Raw genomic sequence first — 19,771 nt, 5'->3', positions numbered from 1 at the left:
GCCCTCCGGGAGGCGCTGCGCCGGCGGGTGCTCGATCCGCTGGACGGGCACCCGGACCTCGCCCGCACCGTGCGGGTGTTCCTGGAGCACTCGGCCTCGCCCACCCGGACCGCCCGCGCCCTGCGGGTGCATGTGAACACCGTGCGCTATCGGCTCGCCCGCGCGGGCGAGCTGCTCGGTGCGGATCTCACCGACTTCCGCACCCAGGTCGACCTCTACCTGGCCCTGTCGGTCGACCCGTGACCCGGAACGCCGGAAGCCGGCCGGTCCCGATCGGGGACCGGCCGGCTCCGGTACCGGGTACGGCCGCCGCTCAGCGGGCGGCGGGTTCGCGGGCGGGCTCCGTCTTCGCGGCGTCGCCGTGGCCGCCGAGGATCCGCTTGCTCGCGACGAGGATCGCGGTGAGGCTGATCAGGGCGATGACCGCCACGAGCACCGACAGCGCGACCGTACTGCCGAACTGGGCGTAGAGCGTGGTCGCCAGCATCGGGACGATGCCGCCGCCCACGATCGAGCCGACCTGGTAGGACACCGACGATCCGCTGTAACGCAGCCGCACCGGGAACATGCCGGTGATCAGTGCGGGCTGCGGGCCGGACATGACCGAGTTCGCCACGGTGGCCACCAGCAGGCCCGTGAAGATCCCGAGGACGGTCCCGGTGTCCACGAGCCAGAACATCGGGAACGCCCACACCACGGCGAGCGCGGCACCGGCGACGAACGTGCGCTTGCGGCCGAAGCGGTCCCCGGCGATGCCCGACACGAGCACCATCACGATCCACGGCACGCTGACGGCGACGATCGTCCACAGCATCGTCGTGTTCGGCAGGCCGAGCTGCTCGGTGCCGTAGGAGACCATGTACACCGACACCAGGTAGCCCAGCGCGGGCGCGGCGATCGAGGCGAGGCTACCGATCAGCAGCTGCAGCGGCGTCGTCCGGAACGCCTCCACGATGGGCAGCTTCTCGACCTTGCCGGCCTGTTGCACCTTCTGGAAGTCGTCGCTCTCCTCGATCCGCAGCCGGATCACCAGACCCACGACGATCAGCGCGGCGCTGATCAGGAACGGGATGCGCCAGCCCCAGTCGGCGAAGGCACCCTCGGCCAGGGTGGAGGTCAGCACGAGGTAGACCAGCTGGGACAGCAGGATCCCGGAGGGCAGGCCAAGCTGGGGGAACGCGCCGTACAACGAACGCTTCTTCGGCGGCGCGTGTTCCACGGCCATGAGCACGGCGCCGGCCCACTCACCGCCGACACCCACACCCTGGGCGAGCCGCAGGACGACGAGCAGGATCGGGGCCCACACGCCGATGGTCTCGTAGGTGGGCAGCAGGCCGATCAGGCTCGTGGCGATGCCCATCGTGAGCAGCGAGATGACGAGCATGGATTTGCGACCGACCCGGTCGCCGAAGTGTCCCATCAGAATGCCGCCGATGGGGCGGGCGATGAAGCCGACGGCGAACGTGGCCAGGGCGGCCAGGGTCCCCCCGAGGTCGGAGAACTCGGGGAAGAACTGGGTGGAGAACACCAGCGTGGCCGCGATGCCGTAGATGAAGAAGTCGTACCACTCGATGGTGGTGCCGATGTAGCTGGCGAACGCGACCGTGCCCGGTTTCCGGGACGGCGTGGTGGACGGGTTGGTGGACATCAGGGCTCCTCGTCGAGCGGGTGTCGAGCGGGGTTCGGGGACGTGTCGTGCCCCGCCCCGCGCGGGCGGGGCACGACGGTGGGGGGCGGGGTCAGCCGCGTTCCTGCGGGTGGGTGGCCAGTGCCTCGACGGTCACGTCCATCCACTTCCACATGGGCAGCGACGCGAGCGCGTCGTGCAGGGCGGCCGGGTCGTCGGCCTCGTACAGCCCGACGGTGGCGTTGCGGCCGGGGACCCGCCACAGCCGTTTGAGCACGCCCGCGGCGCGCAGCTCACCGGCGCGCACACGTTCGGCGGCCTTGAGCTCGTCCCGGGTGGCGTCCGGGGTGTCGGCGGGCAGCCGGTTCTCGGCGCGGACCAGGAATTCCATCGTCTCCTCCGGACGTCTCAGGCGGCGACGGACAGCAACGTGTCCGCGAGCGCCGCGGGTGCGGTGACCATCGCCTCGTGGCCGGTGGCGACGTGGTGGACCGGCCATCCCCGGTCCGCGGCGCGCTCGGCCTGCGGCTGGAACACCCGCATCCAGTCGGTGCACTCGACGAACACGGCGGGCACGGAGGCCGCCGCGGCACCGCAGCGCACGGGTTCGGTGTAGGTCAGCCACGGGTGCGGGGTCAGCCGCGGGGTCAGCCAGTCCAGGTCGGCCTGCTCGGTGACGCCGAGCTTGGCCAGCGACCGCACGGGGATGAGCCAGCCGAACCCGGGGCCGGAGACCGATTCGCGGTAGTGCCCGGCCACCGTCTCCGGCAGCAGGTCGATCGCCGCGTCACCGTCGTCGGGGACGAACGCGTCCAGGTGGACCCGCGTGCGCAGCCGGTCCGGGACCCGCTCGGCCACACCGGCCACGACCTGCCCGGCGTAGGAGTGCCCGACGAGCACCACGTCGGTGAGGTCGTGCGCCTCGATCAGCGACACCACGTCCTCGGTGTGCGTGCTCAGCCCCACCGACGGGCTCAGCAGGTGGGCGCGGTCGCTGACCCCGGTGAGCGTGGGCGCGTACACCGCGTGGCCCGCGGCGCGCAGCGCGGGCGCCACCCGTTGCCACACCCAGCCGCCGTGCCAGGCGCCGTGCAGCAGGACGAACGTGCTCACGACGCCACCTCCCCGTCCACGCCGGGCTCGGCGAACAGCGCCAGCGCGGCGGCGGTGTTCGACGCGGGCACGTGGTAGGTGTCGTGCACCCGCCGGATCTCGTCGCTCATCGCGCCGCGCATGATCAGCCACATGATCAGTTCGATGCCCTCGGTGCCCGCGTGGCGCACGTAGTCCTCGCGGGTCAGCGCGGCCAGCGCCGCCGGGTCGTGCTGGATCCGGTCCAGGAACCAGCGGTCGAACTCCTCGTTGATCAGCCCGGCGCGGGCGCCCGCGAGCTGGTGCGACATGCCACCGGTGCCGAACACGGCGACCTTGGTGTCCTGCGGGAACGACCGGATCGCCCGGCCGAGCGCGCGGCCGAACTCCAGGCACCGGGCGGCGGTCGGCTGCGGGTACTGGATCACGTTGGTCAGCACCGGCACCACCGCGCACGGCCAGCTGTCCCCGGGCTCCGGGTTGTACACCGACAGCGGGACGGTGAGCCCGTGGTCGACGTCGAGCCGGTGCACCGTCGCGATGTCGAAGTGGTCGTCGAGCAGTTCGCGCACGAGGTGTTCGGACAGCTCCGGCGCGCCCTGCACGGACGGCACCGGGCGCGGTCCCCACCCCTCGTCGGCCACGTCGTAGGACTCGGCGGTACCGACCGCGAACGTCGGCACCATGTCCAGCCCCAGCGAGTTGGCGTGGTCGTTGTAGATCACCACGGCCACGTCCGGGGTGTGCCCGGACATCCACTCGCGGGCGGGGGCGTAGCCGTCGAACAGCGGCTTCCAGTAGTCGTCGGCGGTCTTGCCGTGATCCATGGCCGCCCCGATCGACGGCACGTGCGAGGTCGCCAGACCCCAGGTGATGTCAGCCAAACTTCCGTCCTCCGGAGCGCATGGCCGCGGCGAACTCCTCCGCCGACATCCCGGTGAACACGCCACCGAGATGCTGCATCGACTTCTTGTCCACCATGGCCAGTTTGAACACGTAGAAGATCGACCCGCCGAGTTCGAGCATCGCCGTCCAGTCGCGGTCCAGGACGGCGCGCTTCTGCTCGTCGGTGAGCCGGTAGGCGTCGCAGTAGGCCTCCTCGTCGGCGAGGAAGCGGTCGCGGTTGTCGGGTTCCATCAGGGATCCGCACATCCGGTTCAGTGCGTATCCCCGCCTGCTCGCCTTCAGGTCCAGCAGGTAGTCGTCGCGGGCGTCGGTCATCGCCCCTCCTTTCCGTCCACAGCGGACACCGGTGCGGCGGCACCGCCCCGGTCCGCCTCGTGCGCCCACGCGGCCTCGACCGTCTGCGCGAGCAGCGTGGCGATGGTCATCGGCCCGACCCCGCCGGGGACCGGGGTGATCGCCGAGGCGCGCTCGGCGGCACCGTCGAAGTCGACGTCGCCGGTGTTGTCGGCGTAGCCCGCGTCCACCACGACGGCGCCGGGGCCGATCCACTCGCCGCGGACGAGCCCGGGACGTCCCACGGCCGCGACGACGAGGTCGGCGGCCCGCACGTGCCCGGCGAGTCCGTCGGTGCGGGAGTGGCAGTAGGTCACGGTCGCGTCCCGGCCGAGCAGCAGCATGCCGAGCGGGCGGCCGAGGATCGCGCTGCGGCCCAGAATCACGGCGTGCTTCCCGGCGAGCGGGATGTCGTAGGCGTCGAGCAACCGTAGGATCCCGCCCGGGGTCGCCGACGGGTAGCCGCCCTCGTCGAACGCGGTCCGCGCGAACGAGGTCCGGGTGACGCCGTCGACGTCCTTGGCCGGGGTGATCGCCTCGAACGCGGCCCGTTCGTCGAGGTGCTCCGGCACCGGGTGTTGCAGCAGGATGCCGTCCACCCCGGGGTCATCGGACAGCTCGGTGACGCGGCGCACGAGTTCGGCGGTGTCGATCGTGGCGTCCAGCTCAACCCGGCGCGAGGTGATCCCCACCTTCGCGCACCGGTTCGCCTTCATCCGCACGTAGGTGGCCGAGGCGGGGTCGTCGCCGACGAGCACGGTGGCGAGCACGGGGGCGCGGCCGTGCGCGGCGACGAAGGCGGTGACCTCGTCGCGGACCCCGTCCAGGAGGGTGCCGGCCACGGCGCGGCCGTCCAGGATGCGCGCGGTCACGGTGTCACCCCGAACACCACGGTCGTGTTGCCGTCCCGGAGCACGCGGTCCTCGGCGTGCCAGGCGAGGGCGCGGGCGAGCACCAACCGTTCCACGTCGGCACCCTTGCGCTGCAGGTCCCGCACCGACTCCCGGTGCGAGACGCGGACGACGTCCTGCTCGATGATCGGGCCCTCGTCGAGGTCCTCGGTGACGTAGTGTGCCGTCGCCCCGATCAGCTTCACCCCGCGGTCCTTCGCCTTCTGGTACGGCCCCGCGCCCACGAAGGCGGGCAGGAACGAGTGGTGAATGTTGATCACCGGGACTCCGAGCTCGTCGAGGAACCCGCCGGAGACGACCTGCATGTAGCGGGCGAGCACCAGCACGTCCACATTGCCCTTGAGCAGGTTCAGCTGTTCCTTCTCCGCGGCCTCCTTGTTCCCCTTCCCCACGGGCACGTGGAAGAACGGGATGTCGAACGCGCGGACCTCGTCGCCGAGGTCGGGATGGTTCGACACCACCATCGGGATGGTGATCGGCAGCTCCCCCCGGCGCTGGCGCCAGAGCAGGTCCAGCAGACAATGGTCCACCTTGGACACGAAGATCGCCGCGCGCTTGCGTTTGCGGGCCTCGACGAGCCGGAACTCGAGTCCGAGATCCTCGCCGAGCCGTTGGTCGAGCACCTCGTGCAGCTCCGGCAGCCGCGCGGACAGCCCGGGCAGGTGGAACACGCTGCGCTGGAAGAACCGCCCACCCGAGGGGTCGCTGGAGGTCTGGTCGAGGGAGACGATGTTGGCGCCGTACTCGGTCAGCGCCCCGGACACGCTCGCCACGATGCCGGGGCGGTCCTCGCCCCGCACGATCAGCCGTCCGTGGTCGGTGTGGTCCGTGTGATCGATGTGGTCGGTCACCGGTGATCCCTCCCCCCGGGAAGCGAGGCCAGCATCCGCTGCCGCCAGGACTCCGTCCCGGCCAGTTCGTTGAAGGTGAACACGTGCAGTCCGGTGAGGACGTCGCTGTCGCCGGTCCCGTCGGACCCGCCGTCGTCGGACGCCGCGCGGGCGAGCCGCTTGGCGAGCCGGGTCGGGTCGTAGCCGCCCGGGAGCAGGAACCGCCAGAGCATGTTCTGCTGCTTGCGCAGGAACCGGGCCGACTGCCCGAGGCCGATACCCGCCGAGATCCGCATCAGCTTCTTGCGGTTGACCGGGCCGGGCATACCGACCCGCACGGGCAGGTCGACCCCCTTGTCGGCGAGTCCGCGCGCCCAGGAGACGGTGGTGTCCGCGTCGAAGCAGATCTGGGTCAGCACCCGGGTGGCCCGCGGTGCCTTCTGTTTCAGTGCCAGGTCGAGCGCGTCGGTCGGGATGGTGGCGTGTCCCTCGGGGTAGCCGCCGATCCCGACCTCGGTGAACGGGTGGCCCGCGGTGGCCATCGCCTCCAGCAGCGCGTGCGCGTCCTTGAACGCGCCCGCCGGGGTCGGGGCGTCGCCGCCGATGACGAACACCGACCGCACACCCGCGCGGTCGAGGCGGTCGACGACGTCGGCGACGTGCCCGTCGTCGACGAACTGCCGGGCGGGCAGGTGCGGGGTGACGTCGTAGCCGTGGCCGCGTAGGCGCTCGGTGACCTCCAGGGTGCGCTCGATCCCCTTGGCCTCGGTGACGGTGACGGTCAGCGGCACCTCGGTGGGGACGGTCTCGCGCACGGCCTGCTCGGTCCCGGCGAACGGCATCACCTCGTAGCTGATGTTGCGGACCAGGTCGGCGAGCCGGGCCCGGCGCCCGCGCGTGCCGGTGGCCTCGGACGGAGTGCTCATGCGGCGCCCTTCGTTGGGTCTCGGATCGGGTGGGGCGATGTCGGCGGGGTCGGGGTGGGTCCGGTGGGTCCCGTCGGGGGTTCAGCGGCGATAGGACTCGCGGACCGCGCGCACGTACGGCGCGGGCGCCACCGTGGCCCGGATCTCGCGTTGGCGGTGCGGTTCGACGGCGGGTTTGGCCGAGTTCGGCTCCTCCCCCCACAGCAGGCGTACCTCGGTCCCCGGCTCGGCGGCCGCGCCGTCGACGGTGGCCAGTGACACGAACGCCTGTTCGTTGGCGATGTAGCCGGCGTCCAGGGACAGCCCCACATCGGTGCCCCCGGCGCCGCCGCCCCCGGCGAGCACCCGGTCGACGTGGAAGAAGGCGTAGCGCGCCTTCGGCAGTTCGAGGTACTTGGCGGGCGTGCCGGGCTCGGCGAGCGAGCGCACCAGGTCGGCGACGTCGTCCGGGTTCCACACCAGCGTCACCTTGTGCCGGTGCGCATTCTCGGCGTGCCGCTCCAGCGCCGCACGGCCGTGGAAGTCGTGATCGAACCGGACGTTGCGGCCGTACCCCAGGTCGTACGGGGTGAGGTAGTAGTCGGTGATGTCGTCGGTGTGCAGACTGCCGCCGAGGGAGCCGAGCGCGTCGGCGCCCAGCCACTCGCGGTAGCCCTGTTCGTCCGGGCCGAACACGGCGGGCACGGCGGTGGGGATCCAGCCGGACTCCAGGTTGGCGGTCGAGTACGCCTTCGCGCCCGCGCGGACGAGGCCGAACCCGGCGCCGACCTCGCGGATCGCGGCGAGCACGTCGTCGCCCTCGGCCCACGGCCCGAACAGTTCGAAGCCGGGCCGCCCGGCCATGCCGTGCCGCAGCGCCCGCACCCGGTGGCCCGCGATTGTGAACTCGGTGGTGTGGAAGAACTTCACGTCGGGCAGCGGCGCGCCGGTCAGCTTCTCCAGCAGGGCGGGGGCGTTCGGCCCCTGGAGTTCGTAGCGGTAGAACCGCGGCGGTCCGGACGGACGGTCGGCGGAGTTGTCGTCCCGGTCGAACGTGACGTCGTAGCCGCCGGCCTCGGCCTGGTACTGCAGCCAGTTCGGCACGGTCGGGTGGCCGACGACGTCGTAGTGCCCCTCGTCGAGGTGGAACAGGATGGCGTCGCCGATGAAGTAGCCGTCGGCGTTGCAGGCCACGTACTGCTTGGCCCGTCCCGGGGCGAAGTTCGCGAAGCTGTTCACACCGAAGTCGGACAGCAGCCGCGCCGCGTCCGGGCCGGAGACGAACAGGTCGGTCATGTGGTGCGACTGGTCGAGCAGCGCGCACGTCGAGCGCCAGGCGTGCTGTTCGGAGCGCCAGTTGGTGAACTCGGGCGCGACGGGGAACGTGTGCGGCCGGGCGGCCGCATCGCGCAGCAGGGTCACCGACGATCCCACGCGCCGGATCGCGGCCTCGAGGCTCTCGACTGACATGACGCCTCCTCCCTGGACCCGCGACCGGGGCCCAAGCCTCGCTGCTCGGAATAGGGAATCGATCCGGACCGGTACGCGGCCCGTGGGTCAGTGAAACCCACCACCCGCCGTGTCTCGTCCGGCATCGGAACCGAGTTGACCGCGACAAATGACGCAGACACCCGCGGCCGCCCGGCCACCGCCCCCGGAACGGCCACATTTCACCCCGCCCACCGGGACGAATGACGTAGCAGGAACGGGCCGCTGCGACGTCACGTCCGGCGGGCTCGCGCCCATACCGTGCTCGGTGGAGCTGCCCGAATCGACAAGGAGGGGACGCCGATGAGCTCGTTGCTCGTCATCAGCGCCCACGCGGGGGACTTCGTCTGGCGTGCCGCCGGCGCCATCGCGCTGGCCACCTCCCGGGGACAACGCGCGAAGGTGCTGTGTCTGTCCTACGGGGAACGCGGCGAGTCGGCGAAGGCCTGGCGCGAGGGGAAGTCGCTCGACGAGATCAAGGACCTCCGGCGCGCGGAGGCCACCGCCGCCGCCGGGGCGCTCGGTGCCGAGATCGAGTTCCTGGACGCGGGCGACTACCCGCTGCTGGAGAGCCCCGAGCTCGTCGACCGGATCGTCCACGTCTACCGCGACGTCGAGCCGTCGGTGGTGCTGACCCACCCGCAGGCCGACCCGTACAACCAGGACCACCCGGCGGCCTGCCGGATGGCGCTGCAGGCGCGGGTGCTGGCGCAGGCGATCGGCTACGACGCCCCCGGCGAACCCCTGGGCGCGCCGCCGGTGTTCTTCTTCGAACCGCACCAGCCGGAGCAGTGCGACTTCAAGCCGGACACCCTGCTGGACATCAGCCCGGTGTTCGAGGCCAAGCGCGCGGCGATGGAGTGCCTGCCCGCCCAGCAGCACATGTGGGACTACTACACCGACCTGGCCACCCGGCGCGGCGTGCAGCTCAAGCGCAACGCGGGGCCGAATCTCGGCCTGCCGCACGCGACGAAGGCCGAGGCGTACATGCGTCTCTACCCGCAGGTCACCGAGGAGCTGGCGTGACAGGAACCCCCGAGACCCGCACCGTCGTGGTCACCGACCCGCCGCGTGCCGACCCGGACCGGGTCGCCACGCTCGCCGGGTACGGCGTGGCCACCGTCCACGAGGCCCTGGGCCGCACCGGCTATCTCGGCCCGGGCATCCGGCCGACGCACCACGGCTACCGCCTCGGCGGCACCGCCGTCACGGTGCTGTGCCGGCCGGGCGACAACCTGATGATCCACGCCGCGGTGGAGCAGTGCTCCCCCGGTGACGTCCTGGTGGTCACCACCACGTCGCCGTCCACCGACGGCGCGTTCGGTGAGCTGTTCGCCACCGCGCTGCAGCGGCGCGGGGTGCGTGGACTGATCACCACCGGCGGGGTCCGGGACATCGCCGACCTGCACGCGATGGACTTCCCGGTGTTCTCCGGCGCGGTCAGCGCGCAGGGCACGGTGAAGGCCACGCCCGGTTCGGTGAACGTGCCCGTCGTCGTCGGCGGGCAGATCGTGCGTCCCGGCGACGCGGTGCTCGGCGACGACGACGGCACGATGGTCGTGCCCCGCCCCGAGGTCGAGCACGCGCTGCGGGCCGCGCAGGCGCGGGTGGACAAGGAGGAGGCCTCCCGCACCGCGTTCCGCGCGGGCGAACTCGGCCTGGACCGCTACGGCCTCCGGCAGACCCTGGCCGACCTCGGCGTGCGCTACGTCAGCGCCGAGGAATACGGCCTCTGACCCCCGTCGGACCTCCCCCGGCCCCGACCCGATCCCCCCACCGTCAACCACGTCGAAGGAGACGAACGGACCCATGAGCCCGAAGAACCTGCAGGAAGTGCTCGACAACGCGGGCAACACCGTGGACCTGCTGCGCAACTCGCAGCTCGGCGCCTACATCTACCCGGTGGTGCCCTCGGAGTTCAGCAACTTCCGCCGTGAGGTGAAGGCCTGGCAGCAGACCGCGGTGCTGTTCGACCAGACCCACCACATGGTCAACCTGTTCATTTCCGGCCCGGACGCGCTGCGGCTGATCTCCGAGACCGGGATCAACAGCGTGGCCAAGTTCCCGGTGAACTCGGCCAAGCAGTTCATCCCGGTCTCGCCCGAGGGCGGGGTGATCGGCGACGGCATCCTGTTCCGGCTGGACGAGGAGGAGTTCGTCTTCGTCGGCCGCGCACCGGTGGCGAACTGGCTCACCTTCCGCGCCGAGCAGGGCTACAACGTCGACCTGCGCCGCGACGAGCGTTCCCCGTCCCGCCCGTACGGCAAGCAGGTCACCCGCGACCTGTGGCGGTTCCAGATCCAGGGACCGAACGCCTGGAAGGTCATCGAGAAGGTCAACGGCGGACCCGTCGAGCAGATCCCGTTCTTCCGGATGGGCCACCTCAACGTCGGTGACGAGCGGGTGCGCAGCCTGCGGCACGGCATGGCCGGCGCCCCCGGCCTGGAGATCTGGGGCCCGTACGAGACCTACGAGAAGGTCCGCGACACGATCCTGGAGGCCGGGCAGGAGTTCGGCATCGAACCGGCCGGTGCCCGCGCCTACTCCTGCAACACGCTGGAGTCGGGCTGGATCCCGTCGCCGCTGCCCGCCGTCTACACCAGCGAGGAGATGCGCGCCTACCGCGAGTGGCTGGGCGCGGACAGCTACGAGGCGATGAACGCGCTGGCCGGCAGCTTCGTCTCGGACCGGATCGAGGACTACTACCTCAACCCGTGGGAGCTCGGCTACGGCCCGTTCGTCAAGTTCGACCACGACTTCGTCGGCCGGGACGCGCTGGAGAACATCGACCCGTCGGCCCAGCGCCGCAAGGTGACCCTGGCGTGGAACGCCGACGACGTCAGCACGCTGCTGTCCTCCCCGGTGCGCCCGGACCAGCCGGACTACCAGTTCTTCGACCTGCCCAACGCCAACTACGGCTCGTCGAACTTCGACTCGGTGGTGGACGCGGACGGCAACCAGGTGGGTCTGTCGTTGTTCACCGGCTACAGCGCCAACGAGCGCGCTGCGCTGTCGCTGGCGACGGTGAACCCGGACGTGCCGCACGGCGCGGAGGTGCGGGTCGTGTGGGGCGAGCCGGACGGCGGCACCCGCAAGTCCACCGTCGAGCCGCACGAGCAGTTCTCCGTGCGCGCCGTGGTCAGCCCGGCGCCGTACTCGGCGATGGCCCGTGAGGACTACCGCCCGGGCTGGCGCACCAACGCCGCCTGAGCGGGGAAGAACCACGCCCGGAGACCCCGGGCGGCCGACGACCGGGGGCGGAGCGGAGCCGGACACCGCTCCGCCCCCGGTTTCCATTCCGAACTCTCCGGTCCCTGTCTCAGGAACGGACCGACCTCACCCGGCGTCGTCTCCGGTGCGAGGCGACTACTCAGTGATCTTCGGGTGCCCGGTGCCCGCATACTGCACCCACACCGTGCGGCGTTCGGCATCGATGAAATACCAGACCCGGGCACCACCCGTCACTTCGTACTGCCAGCGCGGGAGTTCGCGCCCGTCGACGAGTATCGTCGCGAGCGATCCCTTCAACGGATGATGGCGGCGCGACCTCTCACCCCCGGGATTGCGGCGCATCTGCAGCCATGCGTTCCCTGCGTTCCGTGGCGCCTGCCGAAGCAGTTCCTCCCAGCCTTTTGCAGCTCGTGTGCTGCGGAATCGAACGTCCCACTCCTCATCGGTAGGAAACGGGGCCGGCGTACCGGGCGGAGGTGGCCCGGCACGGTCGTCACGCTTAGCGCTCACGCGGCGGCTCGACCGGTCCGGCGTCCTCGCCTTCCGCGGTCAGGAGTGCCTTCAGCTCCGGATCGGCATGCACGTGAGCGGTGTTCCGCCACTCAGTGATCACCTGGAGCACCGGCGCAGGGTTCTGGTCCAGGTCCTCGGCGGCGTCGAGCGTCTGCACCAGTTCCACAACGAATGCCTGCACGTCCTCGCGAGGGAGGAACCGTACCCACGGGAACGCTGTCGGCAGGACGTCCATGAGCAGGCTCCGAGCGCGATCGTTGTCACGCATCATCGCCACGAACAGTCGCGTCGTGGCGGACATGACCTCGTGCTCGTCACGTGCACGTGATTCGGTCATCAACACCAGGTCGTCGTCGGCGACGTCGCGGCGGCGTACCCGTACAGCACGGGCAGGGGAGTTGGAAACCTTGTCCAGCACCTCACCACCGGACCTCGAGAGGTCGGAAAAGTTCACTTCGGGGATCACGGCCGCCATGAGTTCTACGATAGTTCAGAACTTCGCACGTCGCCACCCACGGCCCTACTAGAGCGTGTTTACTAATCGGCGGAGCCAGATGTTGATCGCTGCGATGGTGGTGGTGGCTTCGAAGCGTAAGGCCAGCTTGTCGTATCGGGTGGCGAACCCGCGGTGTTGTTTGTGCAGGTTGATGCTGCATTCGACGGGGTGCCGTTGCTTGTAGGCCTCGGGGTCGAACGCTGGTGGTCGTCCACCGCGTGATCCGCGGTTGAGTCGGTGGGCTTGCTGGTCACGTTTGATCGGGATGGTCGCCCGGATACCACGATGGCGCAGGTAGGCACGGTTGGCCCGGGACGAGTACGCCTTGTCGGCCAACACCCGGTGCGGACGGCTGCGGGGCCTGCCCGGACCGGGCCGACGGACCTGGATGCGTTGCAGGACCGGCACAAACTGCGGGCTGTCTCCCCGATGCCCGGCGGTGATCACCGTCGACAGCGGCTTACGTCCCTGCTCACAGGCGAGATGTAGTTTCGTGGTCCACCCGCCACGAGAACGGCCCAGCGCGTGGCCGGCAGGCTCAGCACCGGGCGGCTCCACCTGGGCACTCGGATCCCGGCGAGCACCCGCAGCGTGCTGGTGGGCGCGCACGATCGTGGAGTCCACCGACACGTCCCAGTAGATCAAGCCCGCCTCGTCACCCCATCGCTGCAAGCGTTGCACGATCCGGGCCCACATACCCGCACGCTGCCACTCCCGGAACAACCCATACACCGACTGCCATGACCCATACCGTTCCGGCACATCCCGCCACGGAGCCCCGGTCCGTATCCGCCATCGGATCCCATCGATCAACTGCCGTCTGGTCCAGGTTCGGGGCCGTCCACGCTCACTCACCGCAGGCAACAGCGGTTCCAACAGCCGCCACTGCGTGTCGGTGAGGTCATGACGAGCACCCGCGGGTACCGTGCCCACGAGGTCTCCGGTGGTGATGGTCTTCTTGGTCGTTGACCCATCTACCGGAGACCTCACCTATCTCCATTGACCGACACGCACCCACCACCAACGAAGATCCACTTTTCAAACAGGCGCTAACCGAGCCCGGTAACCAGGCCAGGATCTCGAACGATCGCTCATCCGAACCCCCTACGCAGGTAGATTCACCACTCCACAACTACCGCCCCGAGCTGTTCCTTCCGCCCGGGACCTCACCCGCCGTCAGGCTCGGGGACGCAGGGTGACGGGAGCGGACACCGCGCCGACCTCGGGCATCCGGGCGCCCTCGATCTCGCCCGCCAGGGCGAAGTCCGCGGTGCCGTCCAGCAGGGTGCGGAGTGCGACGCGGAGGCCGAGTCGGGCCAGCGGCATGCCCGCGCACCGGTGTCTGCCCCGGCCGAACGCCAGGTGTTCGCGGAGGTTGGGCCTGCCGAGGCGGAACGTGTCCGGCTCGTCGAACACGGTCCCGTCCCGGTTCGCCGAGGCGTACGGCAGGGTGACCGGTTCCCCGACGGGGATGGTGCGGCCGTGCCGGGTCACCGGGTGGGACACGGTCCGGGCGAATCCCCGGTACGGCGTGTACAGCCGCAGGAACTCCTCCAGCGCCTCCGGCAGCAGCTCCGGGTGTGCCCGCAGCCGCTGTTGCAGCGCACGGTCGTCGGAGAGGTGGGCGCAGATCGAGCCGAGCACGATCGGCGGCGCGACCATGCCCACCACCAGCGACTGGCGCAGCGCGCCCACGATCTGTTCGCGCTCCAACGGGCGCCCGTCGGGCCGTTCGGCCAGCAGCGAGCTGGCCGGGTCCCGTTCCACCGGCAGGGGGTCCCGCTCCCGGTCGGCCACCAGCTCGCGCGCCAGGTCGTACATGCGCTCGCTGTTCCGGTTGACCTCGTCCGGGTCCTGCTCGCGCCAGGCGTTGACCCAGCGGGCCGCGGTGCGCGCCAGGACGGGGGCGACGTCCGACGACAGGTTCAGCCACTCCACGGTGACCCAGGCGGGGAACCGCGCGCCGTACTCCTGGGCGACGTCGCCGCCGCCCGCCCGCAGCATCGGCTCCAGTTCCCGCCGGGCGTGCGCCGCCAGGGCCGGTTCCAGCCCCTCGACGCGCCGTCGTTGCAGGGTGCGGTCCAGCGCCCGCCGGTACGGCGTGTGCGCGGGGGCGTCGAAATTCAACGGCGGTCTGCGCAGGCCGCGCGGGTCGCTGGGCACCACCGCCCGCACCGAGGAGAGGAAGGTGGCCGAGTCCTCGGCGGCGGCCCGGATGTCGGCGTAGCGGCTCAGCGTCCAGTGCCCGCCGTAGGCGTCGCTGTGCGCCACCGGGCAACTCCGGCGCAGCCGCGCGTACATCGCGTGCACCTCGTCCGGGTGCGGGTTCCCGGTCGGGTCGAAGTCGCTCCCGGCGGGGGCGGGGTCGCCCCCCGCACCGTCGCCGGTGCGGGGGGCCTGCTCCGGGTTCATGCGCCGCGGGCACCTCCCCCGGCGGGGACGAACCGCATCGGCACCGAGTTGGTGCCCCACTCGGCCCACTTCGCCATCACGATCTCCCCGGTGACCGCGAAGTCGTCGGTGCGGGCCAGCGCCTCCTCCAGGGTGGTGGTCAGCATCATCCGCGCCAGCGGCGCCCCGGGGCAGCTGTGCACCCCGGCGCCGAACGAGATGTGCTCGGACAGGTTCGGCCGGTCGAACACGAAGCTCTCCCCGTCCGGGAACACCCGCTCGTCCCGGTTGGCCGAGGTGTACACCAGCGCGATCGGCTCCCCGGCCTTGATCAGCCGCCCGTTGAATACCACGTCCTCCCGGGCGGTGCGCGCCATCCCCCGGTACGGCCCGTACAGGCGCAGGAACTCCTCCACGGCCGCCGGGATCCGGTCCGGGTTCTCCCGCAGGGTCGTCTGCAGCTCCGGGTCGCGGCTGAGGTGCACGAACATGTTGCCGATGAACACGCTCGGCGCCACCATGCCGGTCACCAGGAGTTGGCGCACACAGCCGAGCACCATGTCCGGCGGCAGCGGCTCGCCCTCGTAGGTCGCCTGCGTCAGCGCGGTGGTGAGGTCGGCCTCCGGGTCCATCGGCTCGGCCCGGCGTTGGTCGATCACGTCCTGCGCGATGGCGTAGAGCTTGCCGCTGAGCTGTTTCACCGTCTCGTCGTCCACGGCGATGATCGCGGCGACGTAGGCGGCGCTGATCTCCTTGATCCGGGTGGACAGCTCCCGCGGCAGGTTGAAGAACTCGGCGAACACCAGCGCCGGGAACTTCTGCGCGTAGTCGACCGAGATGTCGCCCGCACCCGCCTCGATCAACGGGGTGAGCTGTTCGACCGCCAGTTCCCGCACCGTCGGGTGCAGGGCCCGCATCTTCGTCGGGGTGAAGAACCGGTTGATCACCCGGCGGTAGGCCGTGTGTTCCGGCGGATCCAGGTGCAGGGGTGGGCGCCTGCCGGTGAAGGCGAACTTCGGCACCGTGTTCTGCACCGAGGTCGTGAACGTGTCCACGTCCCGCAGCACCCGGTTCACGTCGGAGTGCCGGAACAGCGCCCAGAAGCCGCCGTCGAAACCCTCGCTGTGCGCGACCGGGCAGTGCGCGCGCATCTCCCGGTAGAGCTCGTGGGCGCTGGTGAAGGTCTCCGGCGCCCGGGGGTCGAAGTCGTCGGTCAGCTCGCGGGTGGCCGTCGCGGGGTCCTGCGCGGGGTCGTGGTTGCTGTCGGTGCGGTCGTCGGTGGGGTGGGGCGTCATCGGGGTGACCTCCCTGGGGTGGTCCCGGCCGGGGTCATTCCGTGCCGAGCAACTGGGTGATGGCCTTCTCCTGCTCCGCGGAGACGGGTTCCGGACGGGCGAAGCCCTCGGTCAGATTCGTGCCGTACGGAGATCCCGCGCCCGACTCCTCCGCCAGCAGCGTGCTGCCCTCCTCGGAGAGCACGAAGTGCGCGAAGAGCTTCGCCGCGTTCGGGTGTTCGGAGTTCGCGGTCAGCCCGAGGGCGATCTCCGGCCCGGTGGAGGGCCCGGGCACGGTGGTGTCCACGGGGGCGCCGGAGTCCCGCAGGTTGCGCACGATCGCCTCCACGCCGGGGTGGCCGAGCACGGCCTCCCCCGCGGCGACCGCCTGGGTGCCGGGCACGGCGCTGTTCTGCCAGCTCGGGTTGTTCGCCGCGATGGCGCGCAGGAAGTCGTCGCCGTACTCGTCCCGCATCAGCTGCCAGAACGCGAGGTTCGCCGGGGACGTCGCGGGGTCGGCGATGGCGAGCTTGCCCCGGTACGCCGGGTCGGCGTAGGCCTTCCAGGACGTCGGTGCCTGCGACACGGCATCGGTGTTGTAGACCATGCTGGTCTGCACGAGGCTGACGATCGGGATGTCACCGTCGCGTTCCAGGTACTCCTCCGGGTAGTCCCCGGGGTGGTCCGGGATGCCCGCGTCGGAGACCGGGGTGAGCCAGTCCTTGTCCAGCGCGTCGCCGAAGAACGGCGAGTGGGTGAGCAGGATGGCGTCGCTGGCGGGCGCGCCGGAGTCGGCCTCCGAGGAGAACCGCTGCGACAGGTCGGCCGAGACCAGCCGGACCGGCTCGACCTCGACACCGTAGAGCTCGGTGAACCGGTCGCCGAGCGCCTGCAGCACGGCCTCGTCCGGCACGCCGTACAGCGTCAGCGTGCCTTCCTCCTGCGCGGCCTCGACGAGTTTCTGCAGTTCGGGGTCGGTGACGTTCGCCGTGCCGGATCCGGCCGACGAGTCCGAGCCGCAGGCGGCGAGGCCGACCATGAGCGCGACGCTCGCGCCGAGGGCGAGGGCGCGCCGGGTGAGGGACCGGGTGCGGGAATGCATTGTCGTTACCTCCACGACGGTGTGGATTCGAGGCACATCAGGTCGTGCCCGACGAGGACCGTGCCGTCGAACCGGGCGCGCACCGGGGCGAGCCACTGCCGTTCGGACACGCCGGTGCCGGGGACCTGATGACTGAGGACCAGCGTGCCGACCCCGGCGTCGGTGGCGACGCGCCCGAGCTCGTACACGCTGGTGTGGGAGCGGAGCAGGTGCCGCCGCAGCGCCGGCCATCGGGTGTTGCCCGACGCGGCACCGGGACGGAGGAAGTCCGGGTGCAGGACCTCGTGGATCAGCACCTCGGCATCGCGCGCGAGCTCGACCAGCGACGCGCACGGGGCGGTGTCGCCGGAGACGACGACGGCGGTCCCGGCGTCATCGGTGACCCGGTATCCGAGCGCGGGCATCGGAGGGTGGTGCACCGGTGCCGCCGTGACGGTCAGCGACCCGACGGTGAACGGCCCGGCCGACGCGGCGGTGTCGGTCCGCGGTGCGGTGTCGGTCCGCGGTGCGGTGTCGGTCCGCGGTGCGGTGTCCACGGGGATCTCCCGGACCCGCACCAGGTCACGCAGGTCGGTGCGGCCCTCGTCGACCACGCGGGTGGCGATGTCCTCCGCGTGCGCGGCGAGCAGGTCGCCGACGATCCGGCCGAGCGGCGGCGGCCCGGACACGGTGATCGGTCGCCGCCCCCCGCTGACCCAGTAACCCATCAGCACGTTGCCGAGCGCGACGTTGTGGTCGCAATGGTGGTGGGTGACGAACACGGCGTCCAGCTCGGACAGGTCCCGGCCGGAGCGCAGGATCTGCGACACCACGCCCTCGCCCGCGTCGATCAGCACGGTGGTGCCGTCGTGCTCGACGAGCTGGCCGGGGCCGCACCGGTCGGCGAGCAGTCGCGGCCCGCCCTTGGCACCCAACAGCACGGTTTGCATCAGACGCCCCCGACCTTGGTGTCCACACCCCGGCGGGCGGCACGCCTGCTGTAGGCGAGCACCGCGGCCAGCACCAGCCCGGTGACCAGCACCAGCACCGTGGACAGCGACGCCAGCAGCGCGTACGAGCCGCTGGTGAACACCTCGAGGATGCGGAAGCCCACCACCGGGTTGCCGGTGCCGGCGAGGATCGCCGACGCGGTCAGGTCACCGACCATCCGGATGAACAGCAGCGCCCAGCCGGCGACGAGTCCCGGCATCATCAGCGGCAGGTACACCAGGCGGAAGGTGCGGAACGCGTTCGCGCCGGAGACCGCCGACGCCTCGGGCAGCTCCTTGCCCACCCCGCTGACCGCCGCGTCGGCGGCCACCGACGCCTGCGGCAGGTAGAGGGCCAGGTAGCCGACGAGCAGGATGACCAGCGTGCCGGACAGCATGAACGGGGCGCCGCCGAACAGCAGCAGGATGCCGACCGCGATGACCATGTTGGACACCGCGGCGGGCAGTTTGATGCCCGCGTCGATCGTGGTGGCCAGCCGGGTGCGGCGGCGTGCCACGTACAGCGCCACGACCGCGGCGCCGAGGATGCCGACGAGCCCGCCGACGACACCGAGCACCAGACTGTTGCCCAGCGCCTCGCGGGTGACCGGGTCGTCCAGGACCGCGTCCCGCAGCGCCGTCAGGCTCAGCTCGCCCCAGCCGATGTCCGGGGTCCAGTAGCCGTTCAGCGAGACCAGCACCAGGGCCAGCATCGGCAGCACCGTGGACAGCAGCACGTACCCGGCGATCAGTGCCCGCGCGGGCCATTTCCAGACGCCGAGGTCGATGCGGCGGGCGCCGCCGCCCTTGCCGCCGACGGTCGCGTGCCGACCGCGCCGCAGGATGCGCAGTTGCAGCCAGTAGGCCAGGCCGACGAAGACGATGACGAACCCGCTCAGCCCGACCGCGACCTCGGTGTCCGGCGGGTAGGTGAACGTCAGCAGTTCGACGATCCGCACCGACAGCACCTCGATGTCGGCGGGGGTGCCGACGATGGCGGGCAGGGAGAACATGCCCATGCCGAACCAGATGCTCAGCAGCGCGCCCGCGCCGAGGCTGGGCGCGACCACCGGCAGCGTCACCGTGCGGAGGGTGCGCAGGGTGCGGGCACCGGACAGCCGGGAGACCTCCTCCAGCGAGGAGTCCAGGTTGCGCAGGCCCGCGGAGGCGTTCATGAACACGAACGGCACGGCGTAGAACGCGTAGACCATGATCAGGCCGTACCAGCTGTGGATGTCGAACGGCCCGGATTCGGCGGAGATGCCGAAGACCGCGAGCACGTCCCGGATCCAGCTGTTGAGCAGCCCGGCGCGGGGGGACAGCAGCATCACCCAGCCGACCGCGCCCGCCACGGGCGGCAGCAGGAACGGCAGCAGCGGCAACGAGTCGGTCAACGGCCCCATCCGGGCGTTGGTGCGTTCGTTGAGCCACGCCAGGCCGACCCCCACCACGAACGCGACCGCGGTACTGGCCAGCACGATCAGGACGGTGTTGCGCAGCAGGTCGGCGAGCCCGGGGGTCTCCAGGGTGCGGCGGATCGGGGTCAGGGTCGGGCCGCCGTCGACCCAGAACATGCCCAGCACCACCCGGCCGAGCGGCACCAGCACGACGGCGATCAGCAGCAGCGCGACCCCCAGGCTGACCGCGTCGAACGGCCGGGGCAGGCGGGAGCGCAGACCCCGGCGGGCGGGCGGTCCCTGCGCG

21 protein-coding genes are annotated in these 19,771 nt (G+C 71.2%); 4 read left to right on the top strand and 17 right to left on the bottom strand.

Annotated elements, in window-relative coordinates; all coding sequences use genetic code 11:
- The coding region (locus tag SACPADRAFT_RS0221990; protein ID WP_007024109.1) for a PucR family transcriptional regulator at positions 1 to 243 on the top strand (243 nt) is incomplete at its 5' end.
- A 70-nt stretch (positions 244 to 313) separates the two neighbouring features.
- Here SACPADRAFT_RS0221990 and SACPADRAFT_RS29270 read toward each other — a convergent pair.
- The 9 genes from SACPADRAFT_RS29270 to SACPADRAFT_RS0221945 form a co-directional block, all read right to left on the bottom strand.
- The gene (locus SACPADRAFT_RS29270; RefSeq protein WP_007024110.1) at positions 314 to 1,648 is read right to left on the bottom strand and encodes an MFS transporter; all 1,335 of its coding nucleotides are present in this window, start codon (positions 1,646 to 1,648) and stop codon (positions 314 to 316) included.
- Positions 1,649 to 1,739: 91 nt separating this feature from the next.
- A complete protein-coding gene (locus SACPADRAFT_RS0221980) occupies positions 1,740 to 2,018 on the bottom strand; it encodes a muconolactone Delta-isomerase family protein (protein ID WP_007024111.1) in 279 nt (92 codons plus the stop codon).
- A 17-nt stretch (positions 2,019 to 2,035) separates the two neighbouring features.
- On the bottom strand, positions 2,036 to 2,740 hold the full coding sequence (locus SACPADRAFT_RS0221975) for an alpha/beta fold hydrolase (RefSeq protein ID WP_007024112.1): 705 nt from the start codon (positions 2,738 to 2,740) through the stop codon (positions 2,036 to 2,038).
- Positions 2,737 to 3,603, bottom strand: a complete 867-nt coding sequence (locus SACPADRAFT_RS0221970; protein WP_007024113.1) for a class III extradiol dioxygenase subunit beta — start codon at positions 3,601 to 3,603, stop codon at positions 2,737 to 2,739. Before SACPADRAFT_RS0221970 ends, SACPADRAFT_RS0221975 begins: the two co-directional genes overlap by 4 nt.
- The gene (ligA, locus tag SACPADRAFT_RS0221965; protein WP_007024114.1) at positions 3,596 to 3,940 is read right to left on the bottom strand and encodes a protocatechuate 4,5-dioxygenase subunit alpha; all 345 of its coding nucleotides are present in this window, start codon (positions 3,938 to 3,940) and stop codon (positions 3,596 to 3,598) included. Before ligA ends, SACPADRAFT_RS0221970 begins: the two co-directional genes overlap by 8 nt.
- Positions 3,937 to 4,830 (bottom strand): bifunctional 5,10-methylenetetrahydrofolate dehydrogenase/5,10-methenyltetrahydrofolate cyclohydrolase, encoded by an 894-nt coding sequence (locus SACPADRAFT_RS0221960; RefSeq protein WP_007024115.1) that lies wholly within the window; start codon positions 4,828 to 4,830, stop codon positions 3,937 to 3,939. The genes ligA and SACPADRAFT_RS0221960 overlap by 4 nt, the downstream gene beginning before the upstream one ends.
- Complete coding sequence (gene purU / locus SACPADRAFT_RS0221955; protein ID WP_007024116.1) at positions 4,827 to 5,720, bottom strand: formyltetrahydrofolate deformylase; 894 nt, start codon at positions 5,718 to 5,720, stop codon at positions 4,827 to 4,829. Before purU ends, SACPADRAFT_RS0221960 begins: the two co-directional genes overlap by 4 nt.
- Positions 5,717 to 6,625, bottom strand: coding sequence for a methylenetetrahydrofolate reductase (locus SACPADRAFT_RS0221950; RefSeq protein ID WP_007024117.1), 909 nt, complete (start codon positions 6,623 to 6,625; stop codon positions 5,717 to 5,719). Before SACPADRAFT_RS0221950 ends, purU begins: the two co-directional genes overlap by 4 nt.
- An 81-nt stretch (positions 6,626 to 6,706) precedes the next feature.
- Positions 6,707 to 8,074, bottom strand: a complete 1,368-nt coding sequence (locus SACPADRAFT_RS0221945; RefSeq protein WP_007024118.1) for a glycine cleavage system protein T — start codon at positions 8,072 to 8,074, stop codon at positions 6,707 to 6,709.
- Positions 8,075 to 8,395: 321 nt separating this feature from the next.
- On the opposite strand from SACPADRAFT_RS0221945, the gene SACPADRAFT_RS0221940 reads away from it, so the two are divergent.
- The 3 genes from SACPADRAFT_RS0221940 to ligM all read left to right on the top strand — a co-directional run bounded on the left by SACPADRAFT_RS0221940 (position 8,396) and on the right by ligM (position 11,302).
- On the top strand, positions 8,396 to 9,118 hold the full coding sequence (locus SACPADRAFT_RS0221940) for a PIG-L deacetylase family protein (protein WP_007024119.1): 723 nt from the start codon (positions 8,396 to 8,398) through the stop codon (positions 9,116 to 9,118).
- Entirely contained in the window at positions 9,115 to 9,828 is a 714-nt protein-coding gene (locus tag SACPADRAFT_RS0221935; RefSeq protein ID WP_007024120.1) for a 4-carboxy-4-hydroxy-2-oxoadipate aldolase/oxaloacetate decarboxylase, read from the top strand. The genes SACPADRAFT_RS0221940 and SACPADRAFT_RS0221935 overlap by 4 nt, the downstream gene beginning before the upstream one ends.
- 73 nt (positions 9,829 to 9,901) lie before the next feature.
- The gene (gene ligM, locus SACPADRAFT_RS0221930; protein ID WP_007024121.1) at positions 9,902 to 11,302 is read left to right on the top strand and encodes a vanillate/3-O-methylgallate O-demethylase; all 1,401 of its coding nucleotides are present in this window, start codon (positions 9,902 to 9,904) and stop codon (positions 11,300 to 11,302) included.
- A 156-nt stretch (positions 11,303 to 11,458) separates the two neighbouring features.
- Here the strand turns inward: ligM and SACPADRAFT_RS33465 are convergent, their stop codons facing one another.
- The 8 genes from SACPADRAFT_RS33465 to SACPADRAFT_RS29260 form a co-directional block, all read right to left on the bottom strand.
- Positions 11,459 to 11,620, bottom strand: a complete 162-nt coding sequence (locus SACPADRAFT_RS33465; protein WP_233357248.1) for a hypothetical protein — start codon at positions 11,618 to 11,620, stop codon at positions 11,459 to 11,461.
- Positions 11,621 to 11,822: 202 nt separating this feature from the next.
- A complete protein-coding gene (locus SACPADRAFT_RS0221920) occupies positions 11,823 to 12,311 on the bottom strand; it encodes a hypothetical protein (RefSeq protein WP_007024123.1) in 489 nt (162 codons plus the stop codon).
- Positions 12,312 to 12,359: 48 nt separating this feature from the next.
- Positions 12,360 to 13,265, bottom strand: coding sequence for an IS5 family transposase (locus tag SACPADRAFT_RS30960; protein WP_007024124.1), 906 nt, complete (start codon positions 13,263 to 13,265; stop codon positions 12,360 to 12,362).
- A gap of 243 nt (positions 13,266 to 13,508) precedes the next feature.
- Positions 13,509 to 14,744 (bottom strand): cytochrome P450, encoded by a 1,236-nt coding sequence (locus SACPADRAFT_RS0221915; protein WP_007024125.1) that lies wholly within the window; start codon positions 14,742 to 14,744, stop codon positions 13,509 to 13,511.
- On the bottom strand, positions 14,741 to 16,018 hold the full coding sequence (locus tag SACPADRAFT_RS0221910) for a cytochrome P450 (protein WP_007024126.1): 1,278 nt from the start codon (positions 16,016 to 16,018) through the stop codon (positions 14,741 to 14,743). Before SACPADRAFT_RS0221910 ends, SACPADRAFT_RS0221915 begins: the two co-directional genes overlap by 4 nt.
- Positions 16,019 to 16,052: 34 nt before the next feature.
- Entirely contained in the window at positions 16,053 to 17,099 is a 1,047-nt protein-coding gene (locus SACPADRAFT_RS0221905; protein ID WP_007024127.1) for an ABC transporter substrate-binding protein, read from the bottom strand.
- A 5-nt stretch (positions 17,100 to 17,104) separates the two neighbouring features.
- On the bottom strand, positions 17,105 to 18,028 hold the full coding sequence (locus SACPADRAFT_RS0221900; RefSeq protein WP_007024128.1) for an MBL fold metallo-hydrolase: 924 nt from the start codon (positions 18,026 to 18,028) through the stop codon (positions 17,105 to 17,107).
- A partial coding sequence (locus SACPADRAFT_RS29260; RefSeq protein WP_007024129.1) for an ABC transporter permease occupies positions 18,028 to 19,771 on the bottom strand: 1,744 nt, incomplete at its 5' end. The genes SACPADRAFT_RS29260 and SACPADRAFT_RS0221900, both read right to left, overlap by 1 nt.

It is taken from the genome of Saccharomonospora iraqiensis subsp. paurometabolica YIM 90007 (assembly GCF_000231035.2).
Lineage (GTDB): Bacteria > Actinomycetota > Actinomycetes > Mycobacteriales > Pseudonocardiaceae > Saccharomonospora > Saccharomonospora paurometabolica.
The sequence above is the reverse complement of the archived record's forward strand: the minus strand, read 5'-3'. Positions and strand labels throughout refer to the sequence as shown.